This is a genomic window from Halostella limicola (assembly GCF_003675875.1).
Lineage (GTDB): Archaea > Halobacteriota > Halobacteria > Halobacteriales > Natronoarchaeaceae > Halostella > Halostella limicola.
Map to the genome: position 1 here is coordinate 726,259 of NZ_RCDI01000001.1, position 23,045 is coordinate 749,303.

At 64.7% G+C, this 23,045-nt stretch carries 22 protein-coding genes; 16 read left to right on the top strand and 6 right to left on the bottom strand.

All coding sequences use genetic code 11. From position 1 onward, the window contains the following. Positions 1-66: 66 nt before the first annotated feature. The 4 genes from D8670_RS04625 to D8670_RS04640 all read left to right on the top strand — a co-directional run bounded on the left by D8670_RS04625 (position 67) and on the right by D8670_RS04640 (position 3,124). Positions 67-681 (top strand): nitroreductase family protein, encoded by a 615-nt coding sequence (locus tag D8670_RS04625; RefSeq protein WP_121816907.1) that lies wholly within the window; start codon positions 67-69, stop codon positions 679-681. Positions 682-742: 61 nt separating this feature from the next. Beyond that, on the top strand, positions 743-937 hold the full coding sequence (locus tag D8670_RS04630) for a DUF8027 family protein (protein ID WP_121816908.1): 195 nt from the start codon (positions 743-745) through the stop codon (positions 935-937). 115 nt (positions 938-1,052) lie between these two features. Then, on the top strand, positions 1,053-2,114 hold the full coding sequence (locus D8670_RS04635) for a zinc-binding dehydrogenase (protein ID WP_121816909.1): 1,062 nt from the start codon (positions 1,053-1,055) through the stop codon (positions 2,112-2,114). Between the two features lie 50 nt (positions 2,115-2,164). Further along, on the top strand, positions 2,165-3,124 hold the full coding sequence (locus D8670_RS04640) for a hypothetical protein (protein ID WP_121816910.1): 960 nt from the start codon (positions 2,165-2,167) through the stop codon (positions 3,122-3,124). Position 3,125: 1 nt separating this feature from the next. On the opposite strand, the gene D8670_RS04645 is transcribed toward D8670_RS04640, so the two are convergent. The 3 genes from D8670_RS04645 to D8670_RS04655 form a co-directional block, all read right to left on the bottom strand. Beyond that, the gene (locus tag D8670_RS04645; protein ID WP_121816911.1) at positions 3,126-3,686 is read right to left on the bottom strand and encodes a metal-dependent hydrolase; all 561 of its coding nucleotides are present in this window, start codon (positions 3,684-3,686) and stop codon (positions 3,126-3,128) included. A 114-nt stretch (positions 3,687-3,800) separates the two neighbouring features. Further along, complete coding sequence (locus D8670_RS04650; RefSeq protein ID WP_121816912.1) at positions 3,801-4,220, bottom strand: DUF8146 domain-containing protein; 420 nt, start codon at positions 4,218-4,220, stop codon at positions 3,801-3,803. A 107-nt stretch (positions 4,221-4,327) separates the two neighbouring features. Continuing rightward, complete coding sequence (locus D8670_RS04655) at positions 4,328-4,600, bottom strand: HalOD1 output domain-containing protein (protein ID WP_121816913.1); 273 nt, start codon at positions 4,598-4,600, stop codon at positions 4,328-4,330. Between the two features lie 172 nt (positions 4,601-4,772). Here D8670_RS04655 and D8670_RS04660 point away from each other — a divergent pair, with 172 nt between their 5' ends. Together D8670_RS04660 and D8670_RS04665 are read left to right on the top strand one after the other, a co-directional pair. Continuing rightward, complete coding sequence (locus tag D8670_RS04660) at positions 4,773-6,095, top strand: cytochrome P450 (protein WP_162994188.1); 1,323 nt, start codon at positions 4,773-4,775, stop codon at positions 6,093-6,095. Between the two features lie 187 nt (positions 6,096-6,282). Next, entirely contained in the window at positions 6,283-7,506 is a 1,224-nt protein-coding gene (locus D8670_RS04665) for a carboxylate--amine ligase (protein ID WP_205254036.1), read from the top strand. A gap of 117 nt (positions 7,507-7,623) precedes the next feature. Here D8670_RS04665 and D8670_RS04670 read toward each other — a convergent pair whose 3' ends face one another. Then, complete coding sequence (locus D8670_RS04670; protein WP_121816915.1) at positions 7,624-8,319, bottom strand: metal-dependent hydrolase; 696 nt, start codon at positions 8,317-8,319, stop codon at positions 7,624-7,626. Positions 8,320-9,019: 700 nt separating this feature from the next. Here D8670_RS04670 and D8670_RS04675 point away from each other — a divergent pair. The 6 genes from D8670_RS04675 to D8670_RS04700 all read left to right on the top strand — a co-directional run bounded on the left by D8670_RS04675 (position 9,020) and on the right by D8670_RS04700 (position 15,470). Then, the gene (locus tag D8670_RS04675; protein ID WP_121816916.1) at positions 9,020-10,387 is read left to right on the top strand and encodes a nucleotide sugar dehydrogenase; all 1,368 of its coding nucleotides are present in this window, start codon (positions 9,020-9,022) and stop codon (positions 10,385-10,387) included. A 1-nt stretch (position 10,388) separates the two neighbouring features. Continuing rightward, a complete protein-coding gene (locus D8670_RS04680; RefSeq protein ID WP_121816917.1) occupies positions 10,389-11,468 on the top strand; it encodes a glycosyltransferase family 2 protein in 1,080 nt (359 codons plus the stop codon). Then, entirely contained in the window at positions 11,465-12,535 is a 1,071-nt protein-coding gene (locus D8670_RS04685; RefSeq protein ID WP_121816918.1) for a DUF354 domain-containing protein, read from the top strand. Before D8670_RS04680 ends, D8670_RS04685 begins: the two co-directional genes overlap by 4 nt. Continuing rightward, on the top strand, positions 12,532-13,383 hold the full coding sequence (locus tag D8670_RS04690) for a polysaccharide deacetylase family protein (RefSeq protein WP_233752197.1): 852 nt from the start codon (positions 12,532-12,534) through the stop codon (positions 13,381-13,383). The genes D8670_RS04685 and D8670_RS04690 overlap by 4 nt, the downstream gene beginning before the upstream one ends. A 103-nt stretch (positions 13,384-13,486) precedes the next feature. Continuing rightward, on the top strand, positions 13,487-14,317 hold the full coding sequence (locus tag D8670_RS04695) for a polysaccharide lyase family protein (RefSeq protein WP_121816920.1): 831 nt from the start codon (positions 13,487-13,489) through the stop codon (positions 14,315-14,317). A gap of 274 nt (positions 14,318-14,591) precedes the next feature. Next, positions 14,592-15,470: a DUF7982 domain-containing protein gene (locus D8670_RS04700; protein WP_121816921.1), complete on the top strand. Its 879-nt coding sequence runs from the start codon at positions 14,592-14,594 to the stop codon at positions 15,468-15,470. Here the strand turns inward: D8670_RS04700 and D8670_RS04705 are convergent. Further along, complete coding sequence (locus tag D8670_RS04705; RefSeq protein ID WP_162994190.1) at positions 15,467-15,694, bottom strand: DUF8044 family membrane protein; 228 nt, start codon at positions 15,692-15,694, stop codon at positions 15,467-15,469. The genes D8670_RS04700 and D8670_RS04705 overlap by 4 nt on opposite strands. A 206-nt stretch (positions 15,695-15,900) precedes the next feature. Between D8670_RS04705 and D8670_RS04710 the strand changes: the two genes are divergently transcribed. From D8670_RS04710 to D8670_RS04720, 3 genes are all read left to right on the top strand, one after another. Next, on the top strand, positions 15,901-16,914 hold the full coding sequence (locus D8670_RS04710; protein WP_121816923.1) for a DUF1616 domain-containing protein: 1,014 nt from the start codon (positions 15,901-15,903) through the stop codon (positions 16,912-16,914). Positions 16,915-17,153: 239 nt separating this feature from the next. Continuing rightward, positions 17,154-18,275, top strand: coding sequence for a polysaccharide lyase (locus D8670_RS04715; protein ID WP_121816924.1), 1,122 nt, complete (start codon positions 17,154-17,156; stop codon positions 18,273-18,275). A gap of 197 nt (positions 18,276-18,472) precedes the next feature. Further along, positions 18,473-20,530, top strand: a complete 2,058-nt coding sequence (locus tag D8670_RS04720; RefSeq protein WP_121816925.1) for a hypothetical protein — start codon at positions 18,473-18,475, stop codon at positions 20,528-20,530. On the opposite strand, the gene D8670_RS04725 is transcribed toward D8670_RS04720, so the two are convergent. Next, complete coding sequence (locus D8670_RS04725; RefSeq protein ID WP_121816926.1) at positions 20,514-21,977, bottom strand: lipopolysaccharide biosynthesis protein; 1,464 nt, start codon at positions 21,975-21,977, stop codon at positions 20,514-20,516. The two genes, D8670_RS04720 and D8670_RS04725, sit on opposite strands and share 17 nt — an antisense overlap. Before the next feature lie 567 nt (positions 21,978-22,544). Here D8670_RS04725 and D8670_RS04730 point away from each other — a divergent pair. Beyond that, on the top strand, positions 22,545-22,952 hold the full coding sequence (locus D8670_RS04730) for a hypothetical protein (RefSeq protein ID WP_121816927.1): 408 nt from the start codon (positions 22,545-22,547) through the stop codon (positions 22,950-22,952). Positions 22,953-23,045 lie beyond the last annotated feature (93 nt).

Below are 23,045 nucleotides of genomic sequence, written 5' to 3' on the forward strand. Positions count from 1 at the left end.
TCGGTGTAACGTGGTTGCATTCATTTCACATAGGGAATAAATATACGCGGCGGCTAGAGGGCGACGATGCAAGAAGTCACGAGGCGACGCGAGATCCGCGACGAGGTAACTGGCTACCGCGACCCCGACCACGACGTCGACCCGCTGTTCGTCAACCGCTGGTCGCCGCGGGCGATGACCGGGGAGCCGCTCGACGAGGCGGAGTACCTCCCGCTGTTCGAGGCCGCCCGGTGGGCCCCGTCGGCGTTCAACAACCAGCACTGGCGCTTCGTCTACGCCGCCCGTGACGACGAGGAGTGGGACGACTTCCTCGGTCTGCTGAACGACGCGAACCGGGCGTGGGCCGCTGACGCCGCCGTGCTCGCCGTCATCACGTCGAAGACCACGTTCGACCACAACGGCGAACCGGCCCCCGTGCACTCGTTCGACACCGGCGCGGCCTGGGAGAACCTGGCGCTCGAAGGCGCCCGCCGCGGCCTCGCCGTCCACGCCATGGCCGGGTTCGACTACGAGCGCGCGGCCGCGGTGCTGGGCGTGCCCGAGGAGTTCGCGGTCGAGGCCATGGTCGCCGTCGGCGAGCGCGCGCCGCCGGAGACGCTCCCCGAGGAACTCCGGGAGCGCGAGGAGCCGAGCGGGCGCAAGCCGCTCGACGAGATCGTTCATCGGGGACGTTTCGAGTAGACGCCGGGTCCGCGCGGGCATCGGGAGTGGGTATAACTCCGTGTGCCACGAAATGGCACGCATGCCCGTTCCCGGCTACGACCCCGAAGACGTCGACGACGCGCTCGAAGCGAACCTCGGTGAGGGAGAGCTAGCGGAGCTCCTGACCGACGAGGAACTGCGGTCCTACCGGCGCGAGGAGGTGACTCTCGTCGACCTGCTCGACGAGTCGGAGATAGAGCGGGCGTTGGACGACGAGGAGTCGGCCGGCGGCTGACTGGCGGCGAGCGGCCACTGACCCGCGCGACCTCCGCGAACGTCGACCGACTGGCCCGGCGGGCGTGACGCGCCGAGCCCAAGGCACTTTCTACCGGCGCGCCGACTGATCGGCCATGCGCGCTGTCGTCCTCGAAGAGCACGGCGAACCGCTGTCGGTGCGGGACGTCCCCGATCCGACCGTCGACCCGGACGGCGCCGTCGTCGAGACGGAGGCCTGCGGGATCTGTCGGAGCGACTGGCACGCCTGGCAGGGTCACGGCGACTGGGTCGACGACCGCGTCCCGACCGGGCAGATACTGGGCCACGAGCCGGTGGGCACCGTCGTCGAGGTCGGGGCGGACGTGGAGACGGTCGACGTCGGGGACCGGGTCGTCGTCCCCTTCAACCTCGCCGACGGGACGTGTCCGGCCTGTCGCCGCGGCCGGACGAACTACTGCGAGGGGGCCACCGCGCTCGGGTTCGGCCCGGACGCGCCGGGCGCGTTCGCCGAGCGCTTCCCGGTCCCGCGGGCGGACGTCAACGCCGTCCCGCTTCCCGACGGCGTGTCCTCCGTCGCCGCGGCCAGCCTCGGCTGTCGGTTCGTCACCGCGTTCGAGGCGTTAGACGCCGTCGCGGACGTCGGCGGCGGGGACCGCACGGTCGTCGTCGGCTGCGGGGGCGTCGGCCTCTCCGCGGTGCAGGTGGCGTCGGCCCTCGGCGCGACCGTCGTCGCGGTCGACGTCCGCGACGAACCCCTCGCGATGGCGGCGGAGGTGGGCGCCGCGGAGACGGTGAACGCGGCCGACGCGGCGGACGTGCCGGCGCGGGTCCGGGACCTCGTCGGCGGCGCCGACGTGTCGATGGACGCGCTCGGCAGCACGGAGACGTGCCGGGCGGCGGTCGGCTCGCTGGCGAGCGGCGGCACCCACGTCCAGGTCGGCCTCACGGGGGACGACGACCGCGGCGAGATTCCGCTCCCGATGGACGAGGTGGTCCAGAAGGGGATCGCGGTCCGCGGCTCCCGCGGGATGCCGCCCGCCCGCTACGACGACCTCTTCCGGCTGATCGCGAGCGGTCGGGTCGACCCCGAGGCGCTGGTGTCGGCCACCGTCGCGCTCTCCGACGTCCCCGACCGGCTGGCGGCGATGAGCGAGTTCGACGCGGTCGGCGTCGAGGTTGCGACCGAGTTCGCGTGAGCGAGCGTCCGGCGACGGCTTATTACCCGTTCGGCCCTAGTGGGAGACGAATGCCATCCGGTTCGAGCGACGGCCGGGACGCGATACTGACTCCGGCGGAGCGCACGCGACTCGCCGATATCCGCGCCGCGACCGATCTGGCCGACCTGACGCGCCGGTTCGACGCCGACTCGGAGCACGACGCCTACTTCGCGGCGAAGCGGGACTGGTACGACCTCCGGGAGAAGGAACTGGCCAGCGTCCCCCGGCGCGACGGCCTCCCCGGCGACTGCGTGACCGTCGACGGACACGCCATCTGCGTCCACGGGATCACGCACGCTGACACGCCGGCCGAGGAGCGGTACCTCCGCGAGCACGTCTCGCGCCTGCTCGACGGGGGCGCAACGGTGTACTGCGAGCAGGGCGTCCGGCGGATGTACTTCGACGACGTCCCCGGCGTGTACGCGATGGACGACTACCGGTGGGCGATGAACCGCTGCCGCGACGCCGACGTCGACGCCCCCGCGGAGGGCTTCGCCGTCTCGGAGTTCGAGGGCCTGCTGGAGGACGTCGACTCGCTCGCCGAGGAGTTCCGGGAGGCGGCCTTCACGCTCATCGAGTCCGGGAGCGACGTCTACGGCGAACGGTTCGGCGCGGCGCTCGGCGACGTCGCCTCCGGCTTTCTCACCACTCACGAGGACCTCGCGACCGGGGAGGACTTCGAGTCGTTCCGCAAGACGCGGCGGGCGGCGGAGAACCCCGAACGTCTCGTCGACCTCCAGCGCTACTACGCGAAGCGCTTCCTGCCGCAACCGCTGGAGCGGGAGTGGCTGCGGCGCCACGACCGCCAGCTCGAGCTCGTGACCCACGCGCGAAACGAGCGCATGGCGGACTACGCGGTGTACCACGCCGAGGGCACCCGGCCCGTCCACCTGATCGTCGGGGCCGCCCACCAGCCCGGGGTCGTGTACTACCTCGAACGCCACCGCGCCGGCGAGCGGGACCTCGACGGCTTCGAACTGAGCGAGTGAGTCACCGGTCCGCCTCGCCCGCTCGCCCGACACCGACCCGGTCGAGCACGAGGCCCGGCCCCGGCGCGCCGTCGCGGAGCCAGACGACCAGCGCCGCCGCCGTGAGGCCGACCTGTGCGAGGAAGAACGGCGTGGGCTCGATGCCGGCGAAGTGCGCGACGAAGCTCTGGGTGGTGTCGTACTCCACCGGCGGCAGGACCGGCCACGCGAGGAAGGCGAGATCCGACGGAACGCCGTACAGAAGCGCCGGCAGGGCGTCCGCCGCGAGGTGCGAGGCGTAGCCAAGGCCGAACGCGCCGCCGAGCGTCGGCGCGCCGGCGCGTCGGGCGAGCCACAGGACGAGCGCGACGACGAGCGCCGCGACGAAGACGGAGTGCGCGAGCGAGCGCCCGTTCGGGAGGACGCCGACGCTCCAGGCCAGCGGCTTGTCGATCAGGTCGGGGAACTGGGTGCCGAGGGCGATCAGTATCGTCTCCGCGCCGTCGGGCGGGCGCGCTCGCCGCCGACGCGACGTCGCGGCGAACAGTAGGTACCCGACGGCGAGGTGTCCCCAGGGCCACATGGGGCGGGCTTCGGCAGGGGGACGGAAACCGGCTTCGGCATCGACCGGAGACGGGATTCGCGGTGCTCCCGGCGAGGGCGAAAAAGCGAGATCGGATCGGTCCCGGACGCCGCGCTATGTGTACCGGTACGGCCGCTCCTCCTCGTCCCCGTCCTCGTCGTCCAGTTCCTCCAGGTGGATCACGTCCTCGTCGTCGCTCTGCTCGTCGAGGCGCTGGCGGAGCTCCGTCACGTATCGCTTGTGCTCCTCCAGTTGCTCCCGGAGGTGTTCGGCCTCCAGTTCGAGGCGCTCGTGCTCGCGGACGAAGCTCTTCGGCACCTCGACCTTCGGCGGGAACGACGACGTGTCCTCGTCGCCCTCGTCGAGTTCGTGCTCGGGTACGACCCGCACCTGACCGTCGTGCGCGACGAGCGTGTCCACGTAGTCCCGGAAGACGGCAGACAGCGAGAGGTCTCGCTCCTCCGCGATGTCCCGAAGCGTCTCGAACGCGTCCTCGTTGACGCGAAACGAGATGGTCTTGTTCTTGTTCCCCATCTTGCCCACGAATCGTCCCTACAGCCACTTAACCATTTGTCAGACGGAGGCAAGGAGAGTGCCCGTCGAGGGTGCGCGGGGAGGAGAGACGCCACAACGCCGGCGATTCACTCCACGACGCCGGTCACGAGCACCGTGCGGTCGGCGGTCACGAGGACCTCGACGCCCGCCAGAGTGAACGACACTTCCAGTTCGGCGTCGGAGGCGGGCCCGCCGAGTAACCGGTCGAGGGCGTCGACGTCGACGACGTCGAACAGGCGGTCCTCGATCTCGTCCGCGTCGACGCCGCGGCGTTCGGCGACCGCGGAGACGATGCGGTAGCACAGTTCGTCGCTGTCGGTCCGGGGGAGCTGCGTCGCGTTCGTTTCGGTGACGGCCATACTCCTCTGGAGTCGACGGGACCCCCTCTTGCTTGCGCGAATACAGCCTGTATGTAACCGAACCGATCACTAGCTGTATTCGGGCGATCGGCTGACCGTTCCGGCGCCGCCCCCGCCGTCGGCGGCGACACCACGAACAGGTTCTTCACCGGTTCGCGGCGTAGCGTCGGCCGTGTCGACGACCCCACCCCCGGCCGCGGACGGCCTCCCCGTTCTGGGACAGACCGTCGAGCTGATCCGCGACCAGCTCGGCCTGCACGACGCGGTCGCCGAGGAGTACGGCGACGTCGTGCGGATACGGACGCTCGGGGTCGGAGAGTACTGCCTGCTCTCCCACCCGGACCACGTCGAACGCGCCCTGATAGAGGAGCCGGAGGCGTTCGCGAAGACCGACGACTTCGGGGTCGCGTTCGGGGAGAGCGTCGGCTCGACGGAGGGGGAGCAGTGGCGTCGCCAGCGCGACGCCCTCGAGGAGTTCTTCTACCCGGGGCGGATCCGGTCGTACGTCGACGACGTGGTTCGGATCACGCGGCGACGAGTGGACCGCTGGGCCGACGGCGACCGGATATCGGTGCGCCGGGAGATGGACCGAGTCGCGCTCGCGAACTTCTTCGGGGCGGTGTTCGGCCGGGAGCTCGACCCCGAGGGCGACGAGACCCTCCGCCGGGCGGCGGGCGACCTCAACCTCTGGTTCGAGCCGACCTCCTTCGCGCTCCCGAACTGGGTGCCCACGCCGGCGCACCGCCGGTTCCACGAGGCCGTCGAGACCCTGCGGGCGGAGGGCGAGGCGCTGCTGGCCGAGCGCAAGCGGGGCGACCTCGGCGACGACCTCCTGTCGACGCTGGTCGAACTGCGCGGGGGCGGCGGGGCCGACCTCAGCGACCGGGAGATCGTCGACCAGGTCACCGGGCTGACGTTCGCCGGCTACGAGACGACGGCGCTGCTCCTCTCGTACGCGCTGTACCTGCTCGGCACTCACGACGAGGTGCGCGAACGGTTCCACGCCGAACTGGACGGCGTCCTCGGCGGCGACGCGCCGACGCTGTCGGACGTGGGGAAGCTCACGACCACGGAGCGGATCGTCCACGAGACGCTGCGCCGGTACCCGCCGGTGTTCATGCTCCCCCGGGTCACGACGCGCCCCGTGGACCTCGGCGGCTACCGGCTCCCGGAGGGAATGCGGACGCACGTCTCGATCTGGCGGCTGCACCGCGACGAGCGGTTCTGGGACGCCCCGGACGACTGGCGGCCGGCGCGGTGGCGCGACGCCTCGCCCGCCGACAAGGGGTGTTCGTTCGTCCCGTTCGGCGCTGGCCCGCGCGCCTGCCTCGCACAGCGGTTCGCGCTCCTTGAGGCGGTCATCGCGCTCGCCACGGTCGGCCAGCGGTACCGCGTCGAGCCGCTGCGGGACCTGGCGCTCGACCCCGCGATGACCCTCCAGCCCGCACACGACATGCCCGCGCGCCTCCGCCGGCGGGCTAGGGATGGGGAGTGACTATCGTTGCGAACTCGCTTCCGAACACGCGGCTCGCCCCGACGCCGCTTCGGCGTTCCGGAATACCGCATAAATCGACAGGACGAGCCCTCGACACCCTGGTTACACCCACAAGCGTATTCACCCGTGGTAGTTTACCAGTAGACAGACTCTCGATCACTGCCGGCTGCGTGAATCTAGGATTATAATGGTAAACGAACGGAAGGAAGGCGTTGGAGAAGACGGAGCGGCAGTCCTGGTCGGCGGCGGTCCCGGCAGAGACTACCCGTGCGTTCGATCGCTCAAAGAGCGGGGGATAACGACGATCTTCGCCTGCACGGACGCCAAGTCGCCGGTCTGCGCGTCGCGGTACTGCGACGAAACGCAACTCATCCCGTCTCCGAGGGAGGATCTGCACGCGTTCAAGGACGCTCTCCTCGAAATCGCCGCCCGGCGTGAGGTGAAGACGATCGTTCCGACCCGAGAAGACTGTGTGCACGTGCTCTCGAAGTATCTGGACGCTTTCGAAGGACGCGTCTCGCTCGTCGTCCCCCCGTTTCAGACGCTCCGAACCGCCAACGATCGGTTGCGACTGGCGGAGGCTGCAGAGGAGGCGGGGGTCCCAGTCCCAGAGACGCGACTGCTCACCGAGGTAGACGACTGGTCCCGTCGTTCGATAATCAAGTCGCGATACAACCTCCTCACCGAGGAGAACGCCGAGGGCGTCCCCCGGGGACAGGTGGAGACGGTCAAAGCGGTCACGCACCTCGACCCGGGAGAGAGACCGGACGTGGAGGGAATCTGCGAGGAGATGCGTCACGTTCCGATCGTTCAGGAGTTCGTCCCGACCGACGACGAGTTCGTGTTCGCCGCGCTGTACGACCGCGGCGAACCGCTAGCGACCTTCCAGCACCGACAGGTCAGGGGTGACTCGTACGTCGGAGGCGGAGGCGTCTATCGGAAATCCGTGTTCGACCGAGATCTCCAGACGACGGCCGAGCGACTTCTCGACCACCTCGACTGGCACGGCCTCGCTTGCATCGAGTACATGCGAGACGCGAACACGGGCGAGTTCGTGCTCACGGAGATCAACCCTCGAACGTGGCAGTCGCTCTCGGCCGCGGTCCACGCGGGCGCCGACTTTCCGCTCTACTACTGGCTCGCTGCGGCGGGACGAGCGGCAGCGATCGATCCGGCGTACGAACTCGATGCGGGGACGCACTCGCTGTACGGCGAGCTGCAGCACTTTCTCAGCCTGTTCGGGGACGGCTCGCCGCACGTGGAACGTCCCCCGGTCGCCGCGACCGGCCTGGCGATACTCTCCTCGCTCTACGAGGACCCGTATTTCGACTACACGCGCCTCGACGATCCCGGCCCCTTTTTCAGCGGCGCGAGTCTGGTGGCTCGGAACCTACTTCAGGAGTCCGACTAGACCGCCGCACGGGGCAGCAAAGCTCGGAGCGACGGAGCGAAATCCGGCGGAGCGGACAGAGCAGACTGTGATCCCGTACGGGTGGGATCAGTTCCTTCGGTCGGGCCCCGCATCTCCTTATTCGCGGCCGTGATCCTTGCGACGGATGCGGGGGAGGCCGGGCGCGCCGTCCCGAACCCACGAAGCGGCTGCGATCATGACGAGGACCGGCTCGAGAACGGCCCAGGGCGACCCCACCCCGCTCCAGAGAACGATCCCAGCGGTCGTCGCAACGGCCGCGACGACGAAGGCGGTGACCGACCGGACGGACGCCTCCGTACGGTACGACAGTGCGGCGACCGCAACAGCGAACGCGGCCACGTAAGCGAGGGCGACGACGCCGGTCCAACCGACGAGTTCCGCGTACGCGTGGAAACTCGGCCGGGTCGCGTACTCCTCCTGAGAGACGATCGGCCAGAACAGAAACAAGTTCGTCTCGGCGTCGCCGGCGGCGACGGCGGCGTAGAGGTCGGCCAGTAGATGGGATCCGTAACCGATGGCGAATGCGTTTCCGAGTTCGGCCCTGTCGACGGCGCGGGCATATCGGCCGACGATTACCGTTACGGCGGCCGCGGTCACTACCGAATGGGCCAGCGTCCGTCCGGTCGGGAGGACGGCGAGCGTCCACGATAGCGGCTTGTCCACGAGATCGGGTAATTGGGTCCCAACAGCCAGAGCGACTGTTGCCGCTGGCTCGGGGGACCGTCCCTCCCGGTACTGCCGAGAGAGGGCATAGGCGAGGTATCCGACGGCGAGATGACCGGGCGGCCACATAGAGAGTGACAACGGCTCTGACGGCATAGCGCTGGGGACTCGTTCCGGTCGTACCGCGAACAAAGAAACGCGTTCTCGCGGCGCTGCCGCGCGGGCGAGCCCGTAGACCGACTGTGTTCCTGAAGCGATCTCCGCCTGAAACGGAACGACAGGTCCCCGAACCAGAGGGGGGATAGTTATAGGGCCGTTTCCCCGTGCGTAACCGTATTACTCGGACCGACACCGATTAAGGCCCGTATTTTGAGGGTCGCGTACTTTGCGGGGATCCACTGTGCAAATTATCGCCGTGAGGATCTTCAATAATGAGGCGTGAATGGTCCACCGGCCTCGGATCATTCGCCATCTCCCGGGACGCGTCTGTAACTGAATCGAGGCACGGTCCGCGGCCCCGGTGCCCTCCTCAGGTTCTGCTGCAAGACGACCGGTAATTTGGCGCTCTGGCGGATAGATGTACTCCCGGTACTACTCCGCTACTACCGGCAAGTTCGCATCAAAGAAATTGCTATTAATCGAAATGTAGACAGGGTAACTATTCGTGAAGTACTGTTTCGATCTGGAACAGACGTGCTGTATATCCCTGTCTGAGACCTCCGTTCTGCCACAGCTGAGGAAATGAATGGATACAATAATTGCCATTCCGTTAACCTAAATCGCGTACTAGTTTTTAATTCCAAATATTACAAGTTGAAAATAACTAACCATGCCAGATAGTTTGAACGTTCATAGCTGCGTGGTCGGCCTAGGATACGTTGGGTTGACGCTGGCGATTCACCTCGATCGAGCGGGGTACGAGACGGCCGGATACGACATCGACGAAGAGAAAGTCGACGCCTTGGGACGGGGCAACGACTCGATGGGGGAGTTCGACGATTCCGCAATCGCCGAAAGCGACATTTCGTTCACGAACTCACCGGAGTCCCTCGAGGAGTGCGACTACGTCCACCTTTCCCTCCCGACGCCGCTCGACGAGTCGGATACGCCGGATCTGAGCGGTCTCGAAGCGGCGTGCGAGACTGTCGGTCGACACATTTCGGACGGGACGGTCGTGGTGTTCGAGTCGACGCTGTACCCGGGTGCGACTCGAGAGGTGCTCCGACCGGCGGTCGAACGGGGAACGGCGGCGCAAGGAGGCGCGTCGTTCAGCGTGGGATACTCGCCGGAACGGATCGTTCCGGGAGGAGGAAAGAGCTTCTCGGAAGTAACCAAGGTCGTCAGCGCCGAGGACGACGGTACGCTCGACGATCTAGCGGAACTGTACGACAGCATCGTCGACGCCGGGGTCCATCGCGCCGAGAGCATCGAGACGGCGGAGGCGTCGAAGTGCCTCGAAAACGCACAGCGCGACGTCAACATCGGCCTCGTCAACGAGTTCACGATGGGGTGTCGCCACCTCGATTTCGACCTCGATCCCCACGCGGTTCTCACGGCCGCGCGGACGAAGTGGAACTTCCAGGACTACAGACCGGGTATCGTCGGCGGTCACTGTATCCCCGTCGACCCGCACTACCTGCGGTACGCGTTCGAGGAGTCCGGTTTCGACCCGCAGGCTCTCCGGACCGCCCGCGCGACCAATCAGCAGATGGTGAAACACGTCCGTTCGAGAACCGTCGACGCGCTGTGCACCGCGAAAGCGCCGGGACGGATCGTGGGCGGGCCGGTCGAGAGCGTCGGCGATATCCGAACGGAGGGGTCGCTCCCCGAGAGCGTAGCGGGGTCCCGAGTTCTGCTGCTCGGATTCGGGTACAAGCCGAACGCCCGAGACGTGAGAAACTCGGGCGTTCCCGAACTGGCGCGCGAGTTCGAACAACTCGACCTCGAGGTCAGCGGATTCGACCCGTTCCACGACGCCACCAGCGTTCCGGAGTCGTACGACTTCGACGTCATGTGGAGGTTGGACTTCGACGGCGTGGACGCCGTCGTCCTCCTCGCCCCGCACGACGAGTTCCGTGAGCTCGACTTGGAATCCGTCGCCGACCGGATGAACGACGACCCCGTCTTCGTCGACGTCGGTAACGCGTTCGACCCGGAGACGGCGACGGCGGACGGGTTCACGTACCGGAGGCTCTGAGATGTACCGTAACAGCACTATCGGGGTCGTCGTACCGGCGTACAACGAGGAGGCATTCGTCGGCGGCGTCGTCCGCGACCTTCCGGAGTTCGTCGACGCCGTCTATCTGGTAGACGACGCGTCAACGGACGAAACGTGGGCGGCGATGGGGGAAGCGATGGAAGCGCGAGAAGTCGGAGGAACCGCGGTCCCGGCCGCGAGCGCAGCCACGGAGAGACGAGTGCGCTCGGTCGCCGACCGGATCTCGGACTCCGAGACGATCGGAAACGTGACGCGGCTCCGTCACAGCGAGAACCGAGGGGCGGGTGGAGCCGTGAAGACGGGATACCTCGCGGCCCTCGAGGACGGCGTCGACGTGATCGCTACCATAGACGGCGACGGGCAGATGGACAGCGGCCGGCTGCCGAGGATTCTCGACCCCGTCGTTACCGGACAGGCCGAGTACGCGAAAGGTAACCGCTTCGCCGGGCGCGACCTCGTCAGAGAGATGCCCGCGTTCCGCCTGTTCGGTAACGTCCTGCTGACCGGCTTGACTCGCGTTGCGAGCGGGTACTGGCAGCTATCAGACCCGCAGAACGGGTTCACAGCGGTCTCCCGCGACGCACTGAAGCAAGTAGACGTCGATGGGATCTGGGAGTACTACGGCTACATGAACCAGCTTATGGCGCAGCTTAACGCGGCGAACGTACGGGTCGCGGACGTCCCGATGCCCGTAACGTACGGCGACGAAGAGAGCAGCATAGACTACCTTCAATACATCCGTCGCGTCTCGTTGTTGCTACTGGTCTCTTTCGTCCGGCGTTTGTCGAGGAAGTACAGCGAGCGAAATCCCTCTCTCGTTCCCGTCTGCTACGCTGTCGGCGCGACGGTCGGTTCTGTCACCGTTCTCGGGGGACTGCTGTCGGCGGCGACCGGTGACCGCAAACGCATTTCCCGGCGCACCACGGCGGGCGGTCTGGTTATCTCCCTCGCCGCGTTCGTCGTCGCGGCCGTTCTCGACAGGGCAGCGATCCCGATCGCGGTCGACGCGACGAAGACGCGGCCGGGGCTTGAGTCGGACGGAACGGGGTGGGAACGATGACGGACGGAGACCCCCCTACGATCTTCTTTACGATAACGCATCCACACGACGTGCATCTCTTTCGGAACGCGATCGGGGAGCTCTCCGACCGAGGATATCGCGTTCACGTGTTCGTTCACGAAAAGGAGATGACGTCGACGCTTCTGGAGAAATACGGGATTCCCCACAAGGTACTCGCGGGCGACCACGCCTCAAAGGCCGAACTGTTCGCGAGCTGGTCCAAGTTCGGATACAACCTGTTCAGGGAAGCACGTCGGATACGACCCGACCTCATGGTGGCCGAGGTCGGAGCGGCAACCGCACCGGTCTCCCGTCTCCTCGGTATCGACAGTCTGGTGTTCATGGACGCCGAACACGCCACGCTTCAGAACAGTCTCGTCTTCCCGTTCGCCACGCGGATCTGTACCTCGACGTGCTTCTGGAAGGACATCGGTCGCAAGCAGGTCCGGTACGACGGGTACCAGGAACTCGCGTACCTCCATCCGGACAGGTTCAAACCGGACCCGTCGGTACTCGACGAGGCCGGCATCGGCGAGGACGAGCCGTTCGTCATCCTCCGCACTGTCGGGTGGAACGCGGCGCACGACATCAACGCCGGCGGCTTCGACGGACTGAAGGCGGTGATCGAGGACCTGGAAGCCGAGGGCGTCACCGTCGTCGTCACGTCCGAAACGCCACTCCCCGCCGACCTGGAATCGTACCGTCTCTCCATCGATCCTCACCGAATCCACGATCTGATGTACTACGCGGACCTGTACGTCGGTGAGAGCGCGACGATGGCCACCGAAAGCGCCATGCTGGGAACCCCGGCGGTGTACGTTTCGACGCTCGAAGTCGGGTACACGAACGAGATCGCCCGGGACTACGGCCTGATATTCAACTTCTCCGGCGAGGACAGACAGAAACGCGGGATAGCGAAGGCCAAAGCGATACTCGACGGAAGCTACGAGGCCGATTGGGGGGAACGCTGGCGGCGCCTGATCGCCGACAAGCGCGATACGACCGACGTCATCCTCGAACAGGTGCGAACGATGACCGAACGACCGCGGCAGAAAGTGCCTTCATGACTCCTCGAACGTTCGATATGCGAGCGGATGGGCGAACTGCTTGCATAACTCTCGACCTGGAGAACAACTGGAACTTCGAGTCCGACGACCTACAGTACCTCGTGTTCGAGTACGTCGACGAGTACATCGAGATGGTTCGATCCCTCGATCTCCCGGTGACGATCTTCGTCGTCGGCGAGATCCTCGAGGATCGCCCGGACGTCGTGCGCCGTCTCGATGCCGGGCTCGACGCGGAGTTTCACCTCCACTCTCACCGTCACAACATGCACGGCGAGGTGGACATCGAAAGGGAGATCCGCGACGGCGTCCGCGCCTTCGAGTCCGTCCTCGGTCAGAAACCGCGCGGCTACCGTGCACCGCGGTTCATCATCGACGACGGCGATCTCGCCGCCCTCTCCGAAGCGGGCTTCGAGTTCGACAGCAGTGTCTGTCCGTCTTACAGGCCCGGCGTGTACAACAACCTCGGCGAACCGACCGACCCGTACTTCCCCGCCGCGTCACCTGAGCTCTTAGAACTGCCCATCTCTGTCCACCCCATGCTTCGGATACCGTTCGAACAGAGCTATTTACGGCTGCTTCACAGACCGTATCTGGGGTTGCTGAGACGCTCCAACCTCCCCGACCCGCTCGTCTTCAACTCCCACCTCCACGATTACTTCCACACTTCGGCTCACGATCAGCTCGAAGGGATCCGGCGGTTTCTCTTCGGACACAATCTCGACGGGTCGAGGCAGCTCTTCGAGCAGTTCGTGGGCCTGCTACGAGAGCGCGGCTACCGATTCCGGAAACTCGGCGAGGTTGCAGACCGCATCCGTCGCCGGGAGCGTACCGCAGGGAGTCCGTCGTGACCGTCCGCTCGGCTCGGGGGTTTCGCTGGGGGCGTGTAGTCTCACAGCGCTGTTGGAACAAGGCTTTAATCCGTAGAGCGCCTGCTTTATCGGAGGGAGAGTATTGGTAGAGAACGTCTCGCGTCGCGAACTCTTGGGGTACACCGCCGCTGCCGCCGGCGGGATCGGGACCGCGTCACTCTTAGGTTCATCGAACGCCGGCTCCGGTAAGCCGTCGGGCAACGAGTCCAATGAGACGGTGGGAGAGCGAACCTGCGCCGGGACGACCGGGGAGCCAGGCACCGGGAAAGTAGATACGCACGTGATCGGGGAAGGCAGCCACAGAGGCGAGAACAACTTCACGTATTTCCTGGACCGTTCGTCGCTCGGGCTCGACGCGGAGCAGCCAGATGAGGTGTACAGCCGCATCTACGTGAAGTTGGACGAGGACTGGGCACAACCTACGGTTAACGACACGTGTAAGGTCTACTGGGCCGGCTGTAATCTGAGCGCCGGCGCGGCCGGACAGGGGGGGACCCGTCCGTCGGGCGACGACGGGTGGAGCGTCCGGATCTACACTCGCGGGCCCGTTACCGACGGTAGAGTGTCGGTCGGCACCTACGTCTACCACCTCGACCAGCCCGACCGGTTCGGGAGCCTCTGGCGGTGGCCGGACCGGGCCGCTATCGGTACGTGGAACCAGATAGACACGTACGTCAAACTGAACTCCGTGACCGATGGGGCCGCTAACTACGACGGGGTCGTTCGAACGTGGTTGAACGGAACTCTCCAGAACGCCCGTAGCGACCTCCGGTGGCGGACCACCGCAGAGCTCGGGTTCGACCGGCTCGGACCCGGGTCGTACTGGGGGGGCTCCAAGGAGTCGCCGCAGGACAACATCCTCTACTACGATCTGTTTCAGTACGCCGTCGGTAGCGACGGCCTCGGTGGATGACTGCGGCCTCCCGGCGTTCGGTGACGGATCACGCGCTGATACAGCGGGTCCTCGTTTCAGACGCGGCGACCGATCGCCGGTGGCCCCGTCTCGCGAACCGCCGCTCGCCAGCCGCCGCGTGCTGCGGAGCGACCGATCCGGGTTCGACGAGTTGCGATACGGACAGCGGCCTTCGATACCGGGCACACTAGCTTGAACTTCCTGACCATGATCGTTCAACTATGAAGAAACCACGGCAGCGCCAGAGCGCGACGTCGGCTCGTGGGGGGTTACGGTGAGCGACGTCGAACGGAACACCGAGAGCCACAACGACCGCGGCGACGCGCCCGAGGTATCCGGCGAAACGGCGCGAAGCGACCGACCCGTCGAAGGCTATCAGCGATCCGGCGACGGGCACGGCGAGGGTCCGTCCCACCGTCGCGCGATAGTCGTACTCGCCGGGTTAGGAACTGCCGCGCTACTGGGGGCACTGACGCTACCTGACGCTCGGACGGTCCTGTTCGCGCTGGCGGGGGTGGGCCTCTTTGGTGCGGTCCTGCTCCGATATCTCACGCCGACCCGGTTCGTCCATCCGACGGCAGGTGAGTCACTCTATGCGGCCTTCGCGGCGACCGGTGAGGAACTCGTCGCGGAACTCGAACTTCGCGACGAGAGAGTGTACGTCCCGACCGCGGCGAACGACCGGGAGAACGCTTCCGTCCGCCTGTTCGTTCCGTCTCGGTCCGACTACGTGATTCCCGACGACGGAGAGTTGGCCGCGCTCTTCGTCGACTCTGACGACGGGCGGGCCGAAGGAATTTCCGTACGGCCGTCGGGTGGACAACTCTATCGCGAATACAGGCGCTCTGTGAGCGGTGGTCTCGCCGAGCGCCCCGCCCCTCTGGCTGAACAGTTGACCGACGGGCTCGTCAATCAGTTCGAACTCGTCGACGACGCGTCGGCGGAAGTGGAGGATGGTCGCCTGAGGGTCTCGATGACGGACTGCGCGTACGGTCCGGCGGATCGGTTCGATCATCCCGTCTCTTCCTTCCTTGCGGTCGGATTGGCGACGGGGCTCGGCGTCCCAGTGACGGGCGACGTGGCGACCGTCGACGAGGAGGAGTACGTCGTCACCTGCACCTGGAACGAGGAAAAACGGATTTCTGAGCGTTAGACGGCGCCTGCTGGGACCATCAACGCCAGTCGGAACGCGACGTAGAGCCCGAACACGACGAAGCCGAATTGGACGAACCGCCGCAGTCCAGCCGTCCACCGGGGCCGTGCGTATCGGGGGGATGCCATCTCCACGAGGACGATCAAGCCGACGAACGCCGCAGTGAGAAACAGCGGGACCGACATCGCGTCAAACAGAACTAGAAGCGCGATGACGCTGACCATCCAGGCTAACTGGTAGCGTACGACCTGCAGTCGACGGAGTGTCGGCACGTCTTCGAGTACGACCGCGACGGTGTAGAAGGTATTGGAACGTAAGAATACCAACGTTATATCCCCGGATTTTCAACGATCAGGGGTCAGCCCTTTTCCGGACGAGGCGTTCCTCCCCCGTTCGTTTTTGACGGCTCGGGTAGTATATCGTCCGGATCATGGGCGATAGATCGCCATCGGGCTCGAACGCGGTCCGAGATCCCCCCGCGGATCTCGGGATCGCTGTTTTCTTCGCCGCCGTCACCTGTGCGGTCGTCCTGATACCCCGGACCCGTTCGACTCTCCTCGCGCCCGCATTCGCCCTTCCGTTTTCGCTTTTCCTTCCCGGCTACGTGCTGACCGCCGCCCTGTTTCCGGAACGGTCCCGGACGGACCGTCCCGGTGAACAGACCTTCTCGAAACGGGCGGCCGCCGGACGTCTGACCGGGATCGAACGCGTGACCGTTTCGGTCGCCCTGAGCGCGGTGGTCGTGCCGCTTCTCGGGACGGGGCTAATACTTGCCGGCGTCGGCCTCCGGTTGCTCCCTGTTACTGTTTCCGTCGCGGCAGTCATCCTCGTCGGAACGACGATCGCGGCTCATCGGCGAACCTCCCTTCCCCCCGAGGTCCGTTTCAGAGTCCCGTTCGCCGCGTTGTACGCCGCGATAGGCGACGGCCTCCGAGGCCCGAGCAGTCGCACGAGCGCGGCGGTGAACGCCGTCCTCGTGCTCTCTATCCTTCTGGCCGTTGGCACTGGCGTCTACGCGACGACGACGGCGAACGACCGAGAGTCGTACACGGAGTTCTACCTCCTCGCCGAGAACGAATCGGGCGAACTCGCGGCGGATAACTACCCGACGGAGTTCCGACGGGGCGAGAGCGAACCGCTGGCTGTCGCGATCGCCAACAACGAGCGCGAAGACGCGGAGTACACGATCGTGGTACTGCTACAGCGAGTGGATATTCGGGCCGACTCCGTCAGCGTAACGAACCAGACGCGACTGAACACGTTCACTGTCACGGTCAGGACGGATGAACGGAGCGTCGACCGTATCCCGGTGACGCCCACGATGAGCGGCGAACGACTTCGTCTGCAGTTCCTGCTTTACCGCGGCGATCCCCCGTCTCACGCGACCGCGGAGAACGCGTATCGGTCGACGCACCTCTGGGTGAACGTGACCGACGGTAACTGACCATTACTCGCATCCCTCGTTCGGAAACGGATAGCTATCTGATCCACGAGGGTTTATATTTCCCCACATTACTACCAAGTAGTTACCAGACACTACAAACTTCAGTCCAGAATAGATAATACTACTGTAATACTTTGGCGCAAAACCAAAATATTCTTAAATCACTGGTGGTGCGTTGAGAGTGGTTGTCGACGGGGGAGTAAGCGACCGTTTCTCCGTCGTCACGAAAGAAGCAAGCTATGACCGAGAACCACTCCTACAACACCCCTGAAAAAGGTTCGACAGACTGGAACGTCCCCGTAAACGAGAACTTCGAGCGCCTCGACAGGGACGTCGAAGTGCGCGACGTCGAGAGCCAGCTAAACAACTACGCCCCGAAGAATGGCGCTAAGTTCTTCGCCACTGACACCGGCGCGGTTTACGTCGGCAACGGCACCGAGTGGACCGAAGTTCCGTTCCGACTGCCGAGAAAGACGTCTGATCCCTCCGACCCCGTCGTCGGGCAGGTCTGGTACCGCGCCGACGCGGACGACGTCAAGGTACAGACGGCCGACGGCCCGAAAGCCCTCCAGTTCGCGTCCACGTCCTCCGACAGCGGCGGTGACAGCACTATCCGAACGTACGACAGCATCTCGTTCGACACCACCGCCTACACCGACACGTTCACGAACGTGGACGGCTGGAACGACGGAAACCGATCGATCACCTCCCAGACGCACCAGGGAACCGCTCTGGACCGGACCGCTCTGGAAATCGCTACCGACGAGGGGAACCACTGGGGGTCGATTCTCCGCTACGCGTTCGGCGACGCGGGCTATCCGGAACCGGAGGAACTCTACGCCCGCTACTACCTCTACTTCCCCAGCGACTTCGCAGCGATAGAAGGGGGCGGCAAACTCCCCGGTCCCGCGGGCGCGTACGGCGACGACGCCCAAGCAGGCAACCCCTCCGACGGGACTAACGGGTGGAGCGCTCGCGGCGCGTTCCGGCCCGCCAACACCTCCGATAGCTCGACCTCCGTTCCGATCCTTCCCGAGTACTACGTCTACCACGCCGATATGAGCGGCAGCTACGGCGATCGGTGGGCCTGGGACACGACCTTCGAGCGCGGTCGATGGTACCAGATCGACCAGCACATAAAGATGAACACGCCCGGACAGAACGACGGCGTCCTCGAGGCCTGGGTCGACGGTCAGCAGGTGTTCGACAAGCGCGACCTCAGTTTCCGGAACGAGGGTTACAACGACATCAAGATCGAGATGTACTGGTTCACCTACACGTACGGTGGGAGCTGGACCTCCCCGAAGGACAACGCCGCTTACTTCTCCGACTTCACGCTGGCTCAGGATCCGCTTCTGTAGATCCCTCCTTTTTTGCGACAGCGTCGGCAGGCCCGGGTATCGTCTCCGGTGGTAGTCGCGGACTAGGAAACTCCTCCGCCTGAAACGCTGCAACGCCGAAAAAACGGTCCAGCCGATTTATACGCCAGTCTCTCGTGGTACGCTCCAGACCCGTCGCAGGCGAAGCCGTACCGACCCGCTGCGACGCAGAGACGAAGATGGAACTCATCCGCCTTCCAGACCTACGTGAACGGAATGCCGACTTCCGGACGGTAGCAAGGGCTCTCGCCGTTCTGCTCCCGCTGATAGGACTTGCAGGCGTTGCCGGTCCGTACGCCCTCGGATTCACGAGCCTCGCGATCCTCGCAAGCTACGTCGCTTTTCCGAGTATTCTCGCGCCCCTTCTCTACCTGTACGCTTCCGACGTCGAGACAGACACCTCGGCGGGGAACCAGTACACCAAGAGGCTACTGCTGACGGGATACTTCCTCCTCCAGACCGTCTCGATCGCGTTGTTGGTCTCCAACGACGTCCGTCCGTACAGTTACTACGCCGTCGTCGCTGGGATCGCGTTCGTTCTGCTCGCGCAGATCCTCCGTTTCTCGCCACAGCGGGACCGTTCGTGGCCTCTTCTGGTACAGATATCGCTCTTGCACCTCAACCTGGTCTGGGGCGTGACGCTGAAGTACAACTATTTCATCGGCCGAACGGACATCTTCGGCCACGTCCAGTACGTTCGCCTGATCCTCGAGAATGGCACGTTCACGTCCGGCTTTTCGGGGTTCTATCAGGCGTTCCCACTGTGGCACGTGTTGGGCGCGATGGAACATCTCCTGTTCGGCGGGCAATGGGCGCCGAGAACGACGCTGTTCGTGATAAGCGGCGTACTGTACGTGTTCGTTCCTATCGGCGTGTTTCTGGTGGCGACGCGGCTCTTCGAATCCCACCGGGTCGCGCTGCTGGCGGGGCTCCTCACGTGTCTGGACGCGACGGTGATCCACAACGGCATGTACGCTATCCCGAGAAGCGTCGCTGCGTTTCTCTTCGTCCTCGTGCTCCTCAACTGGGTTCGGGACGACGGTCGGTCGGTCGCTCTCTTCGCCCTGTTCTCTCTCGCCATCGCGGCGTATCACACCGTCTCGTTGCCTTTCGTGTTCTTTATTCTCGCCGTCGAGTACTTCTTCAGGCGAGTCGTCGCTCCGTTTGCCGGCGACGGTGTCGCGACTCGGACGATCGGAACGTCGCACCTCCTCCTCGCGCTGATCGTGCTGGTGCAGGCAGCCTACTGGCTCTTCTTCGCCGACTACCTCCTCGAGCACGTGGTTTCGATCGCGTTCCAGGAGAGTTCGCCCGGTCAGATCAACTCGGGGGTCGTCGAGAACCCCTTCCGGGAGCTCGCCAACTACCTCCACTACAGCACGCTTCTGGTGTTCGTCTTCGTCGGAACCCTGACCGGGCTGTCGAGCGACCGCGTCTCCGGGCTCACGAAGGCGACCCTCTGTTCGACGCTGGTCCTGGTGGGCGTCTCGTTCCCGGGGCCGCACCTCCTCGTCGGAAAACTCGCCGAGTCGTTCAACGTGCTCCGGTTCGCGCAGTACTCTTTCCCGTTTATCGCGATGACGGCCGCGTACGGGATCGTCTCGTTGTTTCGCCGTGCGAACTCCCCCCGTATCACGGGCGAAACCGCGAAAGTCGTGGCGCTCGTCGTGTTCGTCCTGTTCTCGTTCACCACCGTTTCCAACGACTTCGTCGCGTCGGACAACCCCGTAGTCGAACGGCAGTTCTACACGAACTACGTCTCGGAAGCCGAGGAGCAGAGCATGCGAACGGTAGCGGACGTCAGCGCCGGGAACGTGTCGTCAGACTACGTCGGGACGCGGTACTACAACGCTTCGAGATACGCGGCCAAGGCTCAAATACTGGGCGTGAACGAAGACAGGGACAGACTGTACTTCGGTTCCGATCGCGATCTCGTTCTCGTCCGCGATGCGGAGCTGCAGCGGCGGCCGCTGCAGGTGTGGATAACGGACAGTTACCGGTACGACGCCGGTTATCTCGCGGAACTGGGGTACGTCGAGGGTGATGCCCGCGTCTGGTCGGACCTCGCCTTGACGAACCGAGTGTACGACTCGGGCACCGCGTCGGCTTACCACAGTTCGACCGTGCGGTCAGCGAACCGGACGTCGGAAAGCGGTCCGGAGGGGGCGACTGATGGCGCCAGTCGGCTTCCGGTACGCTCCGATTCGTCGACCACAGGCACTACCGGAGTGACGTGATCGTCTCCCCGTCCAGCAGTCCCAGGGACACGGACAGGGCGACCCAGACCGCCCCTCCGAGAGCGATGACGGCAGCTAGCGTCAACACGCCGGAAATGAATCTACTCGCGAAGCGAACGACGGCGCTCATCACCCCCGTCACGGCCAGGATCAGGCCGACTTTCCGCCCGACTTCGCGAACGCTGAAGTTCACCTCCTCGTACATGAGGTACAACAGCGTGAGAACGTAGACGGCGTGCGTCGCGACCTTCGCGACCGCGGCGCCGACGACCCCGACGATCGGAACGAGAACGACGATGACTCCGAGATTGACGAACGCCGTGGCGCCTTTCCCGATCGAACGCTCCCGCGCCCGACCGAGGTAGTCGAGAGCGTTTTCGGAAACCTCTTCGACGGCCTGTAAGATCGCCAACGCGGAGAATATCTGGAGGAGCGCGGTCGCAGGGACGTAGGCTTCACCGAAGACGATCTGGAGTGCATGTCGAGCGAGGAGAGCCAGACCGGCCGTGATCGGGATGTACAGCAGCAACATATACGCGAGCGACGAAGTGTATATCTCGCCGATCCGGTCGACGTTGCCCGCCGCCTTCTGGTCGCCGAACCAGGGACCGGCCGAGAAGCCGAGCGCCGACGCCGGTGCCTGCAGGAGGTGCACAGCCTGCTTGCTCAGGGTGTAAAAGCCGACCGCCGTCGGGGTGAGGAAAAACCCCACGAGCGCAGTGTCGACGCGATTGTCCGCCACCTTCGCACTGCGCGTACCTAACAACGGTATCGCGTACTTCAGGACGCGGGCGCGAATTTCGGGGTCTCCGCCCAGTCGTATCGTCACGTCCGGGTAGATGTGACGATAGAACGCGACCGCTCCGACGGCCGCGGCACTCACGTATCCCAGCGTGTATCCGCCGATCGCGCCGACGGCGCCGAACCCGAGGAGAACGAACGCCACGACGAACGCGAGCCGGGCGACACCTTCGATACCGTAAACAGAAGCGCTGGATCCGAGACGTTTGAACCCCTGAAGGATTTTCCGGAAGTACTTGTACAGCGTCCTACAGAGGATCATCGCGCTTCCCGTGAGAAGGACGGCGCCGAGCGCCGGTTCGTCGAAGAGCCCCGCGATCTGCTCGTGAAACGCGACCAGGACGGCTCCGACCAGTATCGACGTACCGACGACGGCCGTAAACGAGAGGGCGACGATGTAGCCGACGCGCTCCCGGTCGAGTTGGTCGTATTCCGCGATGTACTTGGCCGCGGACGCCGGTATCGCCAGGTCTCCGAACAGTTGTCCGACCGATAACAAGGAGAACCCGAGGAAGACGACGCCGTACGTCCGAGGAGAGAGAAAGCGCGCGAGGAATATCAGAACCGCTCCAGTGGCGGCGAAATAGAGTATCCGCCCCCCGATCTCGGCTTTGAAGCCGCGAATGATGTCTCGTACGACGTCCATTGTCTCCTCTGAGTGTCCCGGCGACAGCTCGAAAACGCCCTACCGCCGGATCGGTGTTCGGCGGTAACGGCATTTGTTATTGTTCTCTTAGAACGAATATTCCAGCGCCGCTGGACGGATTCCGATGCTACGCGGGGTATTTTTCCCGAACGGTGACTGGTTAATCAGTTCGAATTCCGGTACAGCATTTGGTACGTCGACGTGGCTCCGACTCGAAAGCGGCCCGACGATCCGATCTCCCGCCACAGAAAGCGGACACGACCTATAAGATAGGATATACTTATTTCTTCTTCATGGGGAACGCCGTCGAAATGCCCCTGAATCATGCTAGACGAGGTTCCTTCTTCCTCGTGAGACGAAAATACATATGCATATGGTAAGTATAGAATAGTATATAATACGTATGTAATTAGAACACTTAACACGTTAATAGCTTCTTACCAAAGAATAGTGACATCACCAGAAAAAGACATGAATTGTAACGGAAACGAACAGCGATGCAAAGACTCCGCTCTCAACCGACGGACGTATCTGAAACTTGCGGGAGGCGCGGCGGTTCCCGCGGCGGTGGCTGGCGCGGCCAGTGGGACGGCCGCGGCCGCCGAGTCCGGATTCGGAACCGAGGGTTACGGCCTCGGCGGGTACGGTAGTAGCGGCGGGAACGAGACGACCAATGCGGCTCCCTCCGTCGACGGCGTCTCGGTCAGCGAGTCGAGTCCCCCGAATCCTCACGCGGAGGTGACGGCGTTCTGGTCCGTCTCGGACGAGGACGGAAACCTCGACGCGGTCGTCGTCTCCGTCTACGACGGGTCCCGACGGGTGGACTCGGAGACCATCTCCGTCAGCGGGGCCAGTGCGAGCGGATCGAACGACTTCAGTATCAAGAAAGGTGCCGGAGGGACCTACGACGTAGTCGTTTCCGTCGTCGACTCTCGCGGAGAGGAACGCTCGAAAACCGGCACTGTGTCGGCCTGACACCGGCTTCGAGACGGTCGAATCCGCGGCGACCGCCGCTCGGCTCGTAGGGCCCCGTTTTCCGCCTCCCTCGTTGCTATCTATCGCCGATAC